The sequence below is a fragment of the Clostridium sp. AM33-3 genome (assembly GCF_003480315.1).
Classification (GTDB): Bacteria; Bacillota; Clostridia; order Lachnospirales; family Lachnospiraceae; genus Brotaphodocola.
The window spans coordinates 14,735-27,536 of the sequence record NZ_QUIV01000026.1; the positions used below are offsets into that span (position 1 = coordinate 14,735).

7 protein-coding genes are annotated in these 12,802 nt (G+C 48.8%); all 7 read left to right on the forward strand.

Annotation, left to right across the window (positions count from 1 at the left end; translation table 11 throughout):
• Positions 1-19 precede the first annotated feature (19 nt).
• Positions 20-5,560, forward strand: a complete 5,541-nt coding sequence (locus DW819_RS13005) for a doubled motif LPXTG anchor domain-containing protein (RefSeq protein WP_118733614.1) — start codon at positions 20-22, stop codon at positions 5,558-5,560.
• 179 nt (positions 5,561-5,739) lie between these two features.
• Complete coding sequence (locus DW819_RS13010; RefSeq protein WP_118733615.1) at positions 5,740-6,999, forward strand: AAA family ATPase; 1,260 nt, start codon at positions 5,740-5,742, stop codon at positions 6,997-6,999.
• A gap of 4 nt (positions 7,000-7,003) precedes the next feature.
• Positions 7,004-7,579 (forward strand): aminoacyl-tRNA hydrolase, encoded by a 576-nt coding sequence (gene pth / locus DW819_RS13015; protein ID WP_118733616.1) that lies wholly within the window; start codon positions 7,004-7,006, stop codon positions 7,577-7,579.
• Positions 7,580-7,584: 5 nt separating this feature from the next.
• Positions 7,585-11,115: a transcription-repair coupling factor gene (mfd, locus tag DW819_RS13020; protein ID WP_118733617.1), complete on the forward strand. Its 3,531-nt coding sequence runs from the start codon at positions 7,585-7,587 to the stop codon at positions 11,113-11,115.
• A gap of 88 nt (positions 11,116-11,203) precedes the next feature.
• Entirely contained in the window at positions 11,204-11,752 is a 549-nt protein-coding gene (gene spoVT, locus DW819_RS13025) for a stage V sporulation protein T (RefSeq protein WP_118733618.1), read from the forward strand.
• A 15-nt stretch (positions 11,753-11,767) separates the two neighbouring features.
• Positions 11,768-12,118 carry a hypothetical protein gene (locus DW819_RS13030; RefSeq protein WP_118733619.1) on the forward strand — a complete coding sequence of 117 codons (351 nt, stop codon included), beginning with the start codon at positions 11,768-11,770 and terminating at the stop codon, positions 12,116-12,118.
• Positions 12,119-12,225: 107 nt separating this feature from the next.
• Positions 12,226-12,744 (forward strand): hypothetical protein, encoded by a 519-nt coding sequence (locus tag DW819_RS13035; protein WP_118733620.1) that lies wholly within the window; start codon positions 12,226-12,228, stop codon positions 12,742-12,744.
• Positions 12,745-12,802: the final 58 nt, after the last annotated feature.

Consider the following 12,802-nt stretch of genomic DNA (forward strand, 5'->3'; position numbering starts at 1 on the left):
ATTCAACGGAAATGATAAGGTGACGGAGAACAATGCCGGTGAATATCCGATGGGACTGGATGCAAGCCAGTTTACAAACAAGGATAATAACACCTTCCCGAATGTAAGATTTGTACTTGTTTCTGACGGTAAGTTAACGATTACAAAGAGAAACGTTACCCTGACCAGTGCAGATGATGAAAAGGTTTATGATGGAACAGCATTAACCAATCATAATGTGACCGTAAGCGGTGATGGCTTTGTAAAGAATGAAGCACCGAGCTACGATGTAACCGGAACCATAACGAATGTTGGTGAAGTAGACAATACATTTACCTACGGATTTGCAAACGGAGTAAATGCAGGTAACTACGAGATTACAACAGTCTATGGCAAACTGAAGGTGACTCCGGTTACTGAAACTGTGACCGTTACCATCAAAGAAAACAGTGGCACTGAAAAATACGATGGTACAGAGAAAACCGTAACGGGTTATACCGTAGAGAACATCAGCAATCCGCTGTATACGGTCAACGATTTCACCTTTAGTGGAAGCGCAGAGGTTAAGGGCACGAATGCCGGAACATACAATATGAATCTGAGTCCATTTGACTTTACAAATACGAATACCTCTAACTTCCCGAATGTAACATTCGTTGTAGAGGATGGACAGTTAGTAATTCAGAAACGCAGCGTAACCCTGACAAGTGGAAGTGATTCCAAAGCTTACGATGGAACAGCATTAAAGAAAGAAACCGTTGAGGTAACGGGTGATGGATTCGCAGAAAACGAGGGTGCAGACTACAGTAATTTTGCGAGCCGGACTGAGGTTGGTGAAACGGATAATACCTTTACCTATACGCTGAAGAGCAATACCAGCAAGGACAACTATGAGATCAGCGTAGTGGAAGGCAAGCTGACAATTACAGCAACTGCAGATGAAGTTGTAGTAACCATTAAGGAAAACAGTGGTACAAAAACCTACGATGGAACGGAGAAAACCGTAACCGGTTATACTGTTCAGTCTATCAGCAGTAAGCTGTATACGGAAAAAGACTTCACTTTTAGCGGAAACGCAGAGGTTAAGGGAACCAATGCCGGAAGCTATGACATGGAACTGACCCCTGCTGATTTCTGGAATACGAATAAGAACTTCACGAAAGTAACGTTTAAGATTGTAGATGGCAAGCTTACCATTGAAAAACGTAAAGTAACTCTGACCAGTGATTCTGCAAGCAAGGATTATGACGGTACTCCGCTGACAGCAAAAAATGTGACCGTAAGTGGTGATGGTTTTGCAAATGGCGAAGGCGCAACCTACGATGTATATGGTTCTCAGACTGAAAGCGGAAGCAGTAAAAACCATTTCCGTTACAGCCTGACTCAGGGAACCAACGCAGATAACTATGAATTTGAAGAAGCACTTGGAGACCTGACCGTTCGTGCGATTGAGACTCCGGTAGTTGTAACCATTCGTGGTAATCGTGCTGAGGCAACTTACGACGCAACGGAAAAATCTGTGACGGGTTATACCGCAACAGCTGATAATGCAAATTATCCGCTGAATGATTCTTCCATCAAGTTTACCGGCAATGCAACGATCAAAGGAACTGATGCAGCTACATATAAAGGTAAACTTGAAGCGGCTCAGTTTGAAAATATCAACAAGAACTTTACCAATGTAACCTTTAATGTGGTAGATCCTGGTGAACTGGTAATTAAACCGGTTGAGATTACTCTGACCAGTGCAGATGCTGAAAAGGTTTACGATGGAACTGAGTTAACCAACAACAAAGTGACCGTAACGGCGGGAGCATTTGTAGGAAACGATGGAGCAACTTACAATGTTACTGGCAGCCAGCTGAACAAAGGTACAAGTAAGAACGCGTTCACCTATCAGCTGAACGAGGGCACAAAGAGCACCAACTATGCGATCACCAAAGTTTATGGAAATCTGACTGTTACTGCGGTAACGGAGACAGTTACCGTAACCATTACAGGACATGTTGGCCTAGAGAAATATAATGGCAGCGAGTTTACCGTAAGCGGTTATGATATAGCTGCCGATAACCAGCTTTATGAAACTTCCAATGTTCAGTTTAATGGAGCGAAAGATTCTGCAACCGGTAAAGATGCTGGTCCTTATACAACAAAATTAAACGCAGCAGATTTTGTGAATACCAACGAAAACTTTGCAAACGTAACCTTTGTAATCCAGAATGATATTGTGCTGACAGTTCAGAAACGTGCAGTGACTCTGACCAGTGCAACTGACAGCAAGGTATATGATGGAACGCCGCTGACCAACAGCGAGATAACCGTTGGTGGAGATGGATTTGCAAACGGTGAGGGCGCAACGTACGAGGTAACTGGTACACAGACAACTGCCGGAACCAGTGATAATACCTTTAATTACACTTTAAACGCAGGAACCAATGCAGATAACTATGAGATCAGTAAGCATGAAGGTAAGTTAACTGTAACTGCTACGGAAGATGAAGTAGTCGTAACTATCACAGAACAGAACGGAAGCTTCTTGTACGATGGTACGGAGCATACAGTAGCTGGTTACACAGTAACAAATATCAGTAATCCTCTCTATCACGAAGCAGATTTTACGTTTACAGGCAATGCAGAGGTGAAGGCAACCGATGCTGGCACTTACGATATGGAATTGAAAGAAGCTGATTTCCATAACAGAAATGCAAGCTTTGAAAAAGTAAAATTCGTGATTGTGGATGGTAACTTGACCATTGAAAAGCGTAAAGTGACGCTGGCCAGTGCAAATGCAAGCAAGGTGTATGACGGTGAAGCATTAACAGCGCAGACCGTAACCGTAACTGCCGGAGATGGCTTTGCAGAAGGCGAAGGTGCAACCTACAAAGTAACCGGAAGCCAGACAAAGGTTGGTACGAGTGAAAATACATTCACCTACAATCTGAATGAAAATACCAAGCTTAAAAACTACGACATCGAACCAGTTTATGGCAAACTGAAAGTTACTCCGGTAACTGAAAAGATTACCGTTACTATCAAGGGTCACTCTGACACCGTTAAGTACAACGGAGATGAGCACAGCGTAACTGGTTATGATGTAACGATTCCGGCAGGCAGCCTGTATAAGGAAAAGGATATTACTTTCAGCGGCAATGCAGAGGCGAAGGGAACGGATGCCGACACTTACAATATGGGTCTGAAAGCTGAAAACTTCGCAAACAGCAATGGCAACTTTGCAAATGTAGAGTTTGTAGTGAAAGAAGACGGTAAGCTGACGATCACAAAACGTGATGTTACCCTGACCAGTGCAGATGCTGAAAAGGTTTATGATGGAACCGCATTGACCAATGACACTGTAACGGTAAGTGGCGATGGATTCGTAAAGAATGACGGCGCAACTTACGATGTAACCGGAACCATTACCAATGTTGGTACGGAACCGAATACCTTTACCTACACACTGAATGAGGGAACAAAGGCAGACAACTACAACATCACACTGAAGAAAGGTAGCTTAGAGATAAAACCGATCACTGATGAAGTAGTTGTGACTATCACAGAGCATAGCAATTCTGCCAAGTATGACGGCAAGGAACACAAAGCGGAGGGTTATGATGTCACCGAAATCAGCAATGACCTGTATCATGAAAGTGACTTCAGCTTCAGCGGAGATGCGTCCCATAAGACAGTTGCTGCAACCAATGCAGGTTCTTACGATATGGGATTGCTGGCAGGTGATTTTACCAACAACAACGGTAACTTTACCAATGTTCGCTTCTCAATCAAGGATGGCAAGTTAGAAATCGCGAAACGAGATGTGACATTAACCAGTGGAACCGACAGTAAGACCTATGATGGAACTGCATTAACCAATGATACTGTAACAGTAGGCGGTGATAAGTTTGCAGATGGCGAAGGCGCAAGCTACAATATAACCGGAAGCCAGACTGAAGCTGGAAGCAGTGATAATACTTTCACGTACACACTGAATGAAGGCACAAACAAAGATAACTACAATATCACCAAGACAGAGGGTAAGCTGACCGTATCTCCGAGTGCAAGCGAAATTATTGTAACCATTACCGGTCATACAGGTAGCAAGACCTACGATGGAGCAGAAATGGCGGTAAGCGGTTATGATGTTTCAATCAGCAACCCAGCCTATACAGAAGGCGATTTCAGCTTCAAGGGAAATGACACACTGTCTAAGACTGATGCCGGAACCTACTCAATGGGGCTGAAGGCAAGTGATTTTGCGAATACCAACGGAAACTACAGCAATGTAATCTTCAACGTAACCGATGGTTCTCTGGAGATTGCAAAGAGACAGGTAACCTTGACCAGTGCAACCGATCAGAAGACCTATGACGGAAATGCATTAACCAACGATTCCGTAGCAGTATCCGGAGATGGATTTGCGGATGGCGAAGGTGCAACCTACAAGGTGACCGGAAGCCAGACCAATGCTGGAAATAGTAAGAACACCTTTACTTACACGCTGAATGATGGCATCAAGGAAAAGAACTACGAGATTGACACAGTTGAGGGAACCTTAACGGTAGATCCGAGAGAAATCACCATTACTGCAGATGAAGCATCCAAGTATGTTGGTGAGGCTGATCCGGAAGACTATATCTCTACTCCTGGTGTTGTGACGAGAATTATGAGATGGATCCGTCCGGAAACTGTTTTTGGCGCAACCGTAACAAGCGGTGAAGTAGTAGCGGGTGATAAGCTTGCTTTCAAGGTAACCAGACCGGGTGCTGGCACTGATGAGGCAAGAGGTACTTACAAAGATGCAGTTACCGTTACGGAGACTGACGCAGCAGCAAATGCAAACTATAAGATTACCTGGATCCCGGCAGACTTCCACATCTATGAAGATGGACTGGAAGTTGAAAAGACTGTCAAGGCTCCGACAGCACCGAAGACTGTATTTGAGCTTGGCGATGTGATGGAATTTAACATTAAGGTAACCAACACTGGTAATACGGATCTGAAAGACGTAATTGTAAAAGACGAGTTAAACGGTGCAACCATTGTTGCCAATACAGGTGAGTATACTGTGAATGCAGACGGAACCGCAACCATCGCTGTATTAACAGCAGGTGCTTCGGTTGATGTGAAAGCAACCTACACAGTAAAAGCAGCAGATCTTGGCAACACAAGCTTTACAAACAAAGCAACCGCAACAGCAAAGACCGAGAACCCGAAAAAGCCGGAGGGCAAGGTAACTGGAGAAGATGAGACCGATCCGATCGCCATTGATTCCAGAACCACGGGTGGCGGCAACAGCGGTGGCGGTGGCGGCGGAAGCTCTTCCGGCCCGCGTGACAACGGTGGATCTTCCTCCGGCGGCCCGGGAACAACAACCGTAACCATTGACCCGGATGCAGTTCCGTTAGCAAACCTGCCGAACGAAGACGGAGCAGACAATCTGCTTATGATCGACGATGAGGATGTGCCGTTAGCAGCACTTCCGAAGACCGGCCAGAGCGGAACAAACGGACTGGTATTCTTCCTGTCCAGCATGATGCTTGCAGCATTTGTGGCAGTGACCAAGAAACGCGAAGACGATAAGTAATGGAATCGTTTTCAACCATAAGAATTACAGAGAAAGCGCCGGGAGCGAAATGCTCCCGGCGCTTTTCTGGTATCCTAAAGTTTGTCGAGCCGTTCTCATTGCAATACATTCCGAATTTTGCTATTCTATATTCATAAAAACCATGTTTACAGAAAGCAGCATAGAAGGGAATGTGAGCCATGAAATCGTCATTATTAAAATTGCCGGTGGGGGTAGACAGCTTCGAGAAAATCCGGAAAGATGGATTTTATTATGTGGATAAAACCACATTGATCGAGCAGCTTCTGGAACAGTGGGGAGAGGTGAATCTGTTTACCAGGCCGCGCCGTTTTGGAAAGACTTTGAATATGAGTATGCTTCGCTGCTTTTTTGAAATAGGAGCAGATCATTCTTTGTTTGACGGGTTGGACATTTCAAAGAATCAGGAACTTTGCAATACCTATATGGGAAGGTTTCCGGTGGTGTTTCTTTCTTTGAAGAATGTGGATGGTCTTACTTTTGCAGATGCAAAGTATCGCTTGACAGAACTGGTTGCTGCGGAAGCGGAGCGCTTTTTATTTTTGTCAGATAGCAAAAAGCTTTCTGAAAATGAAAAAAACAGGTATCAGGCCCTGATTTCGCTTGACCATGGGCGTTATACTATGGATGAGACAATTCTTGTGTCCAGTCTGCAGCTACTGTCACAGCTTTTATACAGACATTACGGACAGAAAACCATAATATTGATAGATGAATACGATGTTCCACTGGACAAAGCATTCCAGCATGGTTATTATAAGGAAATGGTTTCCCTGATCCGTGGAGTATTCGGACAGGCTTTAAAAACCAATGATGCGCTGCAGTTTGCGGTATTGACGGGATGTCTGCGGGTATCGAAGGAAAGTATTTTTACAGGACTGAATAATTTTAAAGTACTCGCTATTACGGATGCCCGTTTTGATGAACAATTTGGCTTTACGGAACAGGAAGTGTCAGAATTGTTGGAGACGTATCACCTGGAAGAACATCAGGCGGAAACAAAAGAATGGTACGATGGATATCATATTGGCGGTGCAGATGTTTATTGCCCATGGGATGTGATCAATCATGTGGACAGGCTTCGCGGAGAACCGGGGGCGCAGCCGCAATCCTACGGGATCAATACCAGCGGGAATGATCTGGTGAAGCGGTTTGTGAACAGGGCAGATAAGACAACGCGTGATGAAATGGAACGACTGATTGCCGGGGAATCCGTGGAAAAAGAAATACGTCTGGAATTAACGTATGACGAGATTGATCAGAGCATTGACAATTTATGGAGTGTGCTGTTTCTAATCGGTTATCTGACATGGGTCGGAAAACCAGTGAATAGTGTTTACCGGCTGGCCATTCCGAATAGGGCGGTGCGGGAGATTTATATCACCCGGATACAGGAGTGGTCTAAGGAAAAGGAAGGATAAAAAGATGTATTTAATTGCAGGACTTGGGAATCCCACACGGGAATATGAGAAAACGAGACATAACGTTGGCTTTTCGGTGATCGATGTGCTGGCGGACAAATATAATATTGATGTGAGTGACCGCAAGCACAAGGCGCTGTGCGGCAGGGGCGTGATCGAGGGGGAGAAGGTGCTTCTCTTAAAGCCTCAGACCTTCATGAACTTAAGCGGCGAGAGCATCCGCGAGGCGGTAGATTATTATAAGATCGATCCGGAGGATATCATTGTCATTTACGATGATATCAGTCTGGAGCCGGGACAGCTGCGCATCCGGTTAAAGGGAAGCGCCGGCGGGCATAATGGAATCAAGAACATCATTGCGCACCTGGGCACCCAGGAGTTTCCGCGCATCAAGGTGGGCGTGGGCGCGAAGCCGCCGAAGATGGATCTGGCAGATTATGTGCTGAGCCGTTTCGGAGCAGAGGAGCAGAAGATCATGGATGAGGCGTTTGGCGAGGCGGCTGAGGCTGCGGTCATGATGATGACAACCGGAGCGGAGCGTGCCATGAATCATTATAATGCCAAAAAGAAAGCGGAGTAGGTATCATGAGCAGAGTATTTGCAAATCCACTTACGGAGCTGGCGGAGTTTGAACAACTTCTGGAGTGTCTGAAAAAGAAGAAAGGGCCGGTGCAGGTCAGCGGCTGTCTGGATTCCCAGAAGGTACATCTGATGCAGGAAACCGTGGCAGACCGGCCGTGGAAGCTTGTGGTAACATATGATGATGCCAGGGCACGGGAGATTTACGATGATTTCGGCTGCTTCCGGGACAATGTCTGGCTGTATCCGGCGAAGGATCTGCTGTTTTACAGTGCGGATATTCACGGCAATCTGCTCACCAGGGAGCGACTGCAGGTTCTGCGCCATCTGATGGAGGATCAAAACGGTGTCGTGGTGACCACCATGGACGGCCTGATGGACCATCTGCTTCCGCTGCGCTGCATGCAGGAGCAGGTGCTTCATCTGGAAACGGGACAGGAGCTGGACCTGGAAGCCTGGAAGCTTCGTCTGGCTGAGCTTGGCTATGAGCGTATGCCGCAGGTGGACGGTATGGGGCAGTTCTCCGTGCGGGGTGGTATTCTGGACATCTATCCGTTGACAGAGGAGCTTCCGGTGCGTATTGAGCTTTGGGACACCGAGGTGGATTCCATCCGTACCTTTGACCTGGAGAGCCAGCGCTCCATTGAGCAGCTGGATGAGATTGACATTTATCCGGCCACCGAAATCGTGCTGACAAAGAAGCAGGCCAGGGAAGGCATTGAGCGGATCCGCGGTGAGGCAAAGGCCTTTGCGGAGAAGCTGAGAGCACAGCAGAATACCGAGGAAGCATACCGCATCAGCGGGATTGTAAAGGAACTGACGGAGGGCATCGAGGAGGGCTGGAAACAGACTGGACTGGATGCCTGGATTTCGTATTTTAATAAAGAAACTGTTTCGTTTCTGGATTACTTTGATCCGGAGCGGAGCATGATTTTTCTGGATGAGCCGCTGCGCCTGAAGGAACAGGGCGAGGCGGTGGAGCTGGAGTTTCGGGAGAGTATGGAGCACCGGCTTGAGAAGGGCTATCTGCTTCCCGGACAGACCGGACTGCTGTACCCGGTGCGGGAGATCCTGGCCAGGGCACAGCGGAAGGATACGGTGTATCTGACCGGCCTGGAGCAGAAGCTTCCGGGCATGACGACGGAGAAGCGTTTTTTCTTTGATGTCAGGAACATGAATTCTTATCAGAACAGCTTTGAGATGCTGATCAAAGACCTGACAGGCTGGAAGAAGGACGGATACCGGGTGATCCTCTTATCTGGTTCCCGCACCCGTGCCAGCCGCCTGGCGGAAGATCTGCGGGAGTACGGTCTGAGCGCCTTTTGTACGGACGATGAGAGCCGGGAGGTGCAGCCGGGAGAGATCCTGGTTGCCTTCGGTAATCTGCACCGGGGCTTTGCCTATCCGCAGATCAAATTTGCGGTCATCACGGAAGGTGATATGTTCGGCAAAGAGAAGAAAAAGCGCAGGCGTAAGAAGACTTCCTATGAGGGAAGGAAGATTCAGAGCTTTTCCGAGCTGTCGGTGGGGGACTACGTGGTGCATGAGGACCACGGACTTGGCATTTACCGTGGGATTGAGAAGATTGAGCGGGACGGCGTTATCAAGGATTACCTGAAGGTGGAGTACGCGGACAACGGAAGTCTTTACCTTCCGGCCACTCGTCTGGACGGCATTCAGAAGTATGCGGGCTCTGACGCGAAGGCACCGAAGCTGAACAGGCTGGGCGGTGAGCAGTGGAACCGGACCAAGGCGAAGGTGAAGACTGCGGTGAAAGAGATCGCGAAGGATCTGGTGCGGCTCTATGCGGCGCGCCGGGAGCTGGGCGGCTACCAGTACGGGGAAGATACCGTATGGCAGCAGGAGTTTGAAGAATTGTTCCCCTACGATGAAACGGAGGATCAGATCACCGCGATTGAGGATACCAAGCGGGACATGGAAAGCCGCCGGATCATGGACCGGCTGATCTGCGGTGACGTGGGCTACGGCAAGACAGAGATTGCGCTGAGGGCAGCGTTTAAGGCGGTGCAGGAGAGTAAGCAGGTGGTCTACCTGGTGCCGACCACCATTCTGGCGCAGCAGCATTACAATACCTTTGTACAGCGCATGAAGGACTTTCCGGTGCGGATTGAGCTGATGTCAAGGTTCCGCACACCGGGGCAGATCAAAAAGACGATCGAAGATCTGAAGAAGGGTCAGGTGGATATTGTCATCGGTACGCACCGGGTTCTTTCGAAGGATGTGAAATTCAAAGATCTGGGGCTCCTGATCATTGATGAGGAGCAGCGCTTCGGTGTGGCCCACAAGGAAAAGATCAAGCAGATGAAGGAAAACGTGGATGTGCTGACTCTGACGGCAACACCGATCCCGCGGACCCTTCATATGAGTCTGGTAGGCATCCGCGATATGAGCGTGCTGGAGGAGCCGCCGGTGGACCGTGTCCCGATCCAGACCTATGTCATGGAGCACAACGATGAGATGGTCCGTGAGGCGGTGAACCGCGAGCTGGCCCGGGGCGGTCAGGTTTACTATGTATACAACCGCGTGAAGGATATTGAGGAGGTTGCGCACCATGTGCAGGAGCTGGTACCGGATGCTACGGTGGTGTACGCCCACGGGCAGATGCCGGAGCACAGGCTGGAGCAGATTCTGCTGGATTTTGTGAATGGTGACATTGATGTGCTGGTATCCACCACCATCATTGAGACGGGGCTGGATATCCCCAATGCCAATACCATGATCATTCAGGATGCGGACCGCATGGGACTTTCCCAGCTGTATCAGCTGCGGGGCCGTGTGGGCCGTTCCAGCCGTACCTCGTATGCGTTTCTGATGTATAAGCGCGACAAGCTTTTAAAGGAAGAGGCAGAGAAGCGTCTGCAGGCCATCCGTGAGTTTACGGAGCTGGGCTCTGGCGTCAAGATTGCCATGCGGGATCTGGAGATCCGCGGTGCGGGAAACGTACTGGGTGCAGAGCAGCACGGGCATATGGAAGCGGTCGGCTATGATCTTTACTGTAAGCTGTTAAATCAGGCGGTGCAGGCTATCCAGGGCCGCCGGGATGAGACGGAGGATTTTGCGTCCACCGTGGAGTGCGATGTGGATGCCTATATCCCGGTTTCCTACATTAAGAATGAGTATCAGAAGCTGGATGTATATAAGCGCATTTCCGGCATTGAGAATGAGGAAGAATACCTGGATATGCAGGATGAGCTGATGGACCGCTTTGGCGATATTCCGAAAGCAGTGGCGAATCTTTTGCAGGTAGCGCTTTTAAAGGCCATGGCTCACAGAGCCTATGTGACGGAGGTGCGCATCAACCGTCAGGAGATTCGCCTGACCATGTATCCGAATGCAAAGCTGAACACAGCCGGCATTCCGGAGCTGGTTGCTTCCTACGGAGATGAACTCCGGTTTGTGATGGCAGAGCAGCCGTATTTTCTGTATGTGGACCGCAGAAACAGACAGAAGGACTGCCAGGCCATGATGGAGCTTGCCCGGACGATCCTGGGACAGATCATTCAGCTCGGTGAATAGTTCGGGACAGCTCCGGTGCATAAATTTTGAAGCCCTCCGCATACTATCCATAAGACACACGATATGGAAATTATGCAGGAGGAGCATTATGAAAGCTACAGGAATTGTGAGAAGGATCGATGATCTTGGACGTGTCGTGATTCCGAAGGAGATACGAAGAACGCTGAGACTGCGGGAGGGTACTCCGCTGGAAATTTTTACAGACCGGGAGGGAGAGATCATCCTGAAAAAATATTCTCCCATGGTTGAGCTGGCGGCATTTGCCACTCAGTATGCGGAGTCCATGGCGCAGTCTACCGGCATGCTGGTCTGCATCACGGACCGTGACCAGGTGATAGCTGTTTCCGGCGGACCGAAGCGGGACATGCTGCAGAAGATGATCAGCAGGCAGCTGGAGCAGGTGATCCATGAGCGGGAAGCTGTGGTGGCTGAGAAGGATACAAGAGAATTTATTCCGGTCGCAGGTGAGGAGATGGACGGCGTGGTGGCAGAGGTGATCGTGCCGATCATCTGCGAGGGAGATCCCATTGGGGCGGTGGCGCTCTTAAGCCGGGACCCGAAAGCCAGACTGGGCGAAGCGGAGCTTCGGCTGGTTTCCACTGCGGCCGGATTTCTGGGGCGGCAGATGGAAGGATAGTAAGGAGGAAAAACAATGCAGAATCAGAAAAAAGCAGGCCAGGCAGAAGACTGGGAACTGTCAGAGGAGTACTATAGAGAAGATACCGGGAAAAAGGAGCTTCGGCTGGAAGACTTCCTGGAGGAGGAACCGGCAGAGGCAGACCGGGAGGGACTGGCTGGCGCAGACGGACTTAAGGAGCAGCTGGAGAGCATGGCAGACCGGGTGAAGCAGATCAGGGAGCTTTCGGCGGGCGGGCACCCGGCCGATCAGATTGCTGCCATGCTTGGTATGGACGGACAGCAGATCAGGGATATCCTAGTGTGCATGCAGTCCTTCCCGGAGGATGATCCACTGGCGGTAGCACGTCTGATTGTTCTTGGATAGGAAATTTTTTATCACATTTTTATTACATTTTTCGAAAGCTGCTGTTCAAACCGGCGGCTTTCGTATATAATGATACCTGCTTTATGTTTTACAGGAGGAAATCAATCATGATAAAAATGGGAAAAAGAGCACTGCTTGTAGCAGCAGGCTGCATGGTGCTTTTATGCGGATGCACCAAGAGCAACATCGTTCAGCCGGATGCCAGTGAAGCGGAATCACCGGATTTTAACATTTATAACAACATCGAGCTGGATATGGACCAGTTCCGCGATGAGGTGGATGAGATCTGTCTGGATGAAAATGATTACCCGATGGCAGATTCTATTGACTTTACGATCGATGAGGACAAGTCCCTGATCGATGTGACCATTGTGGTGAAGGACGGTACCAGCGGGGAAGACGCCGCAGAGTATGCAGATGCTGTGCTTAAGAGCATCAACGATGAGGCAGCGGTTCAGGATTACAATTACGGAGAGTCCGGTGCGGACACCTTCGGCGGATTTTTCCAGGACCGTGAGACGCACTTAAAGATTTATGAGAAGAGTGCTTATGAAGCTAAGGGTGAGCCGATGTACGAGACCGATATTCCGGCAGATACCTACATGACCTTTGATATTCAGAAATAAACAGGGAAAACAAAAACAGCGGATGCACGCCACTGGGCGCACCCGCTGTTTTTGTTTT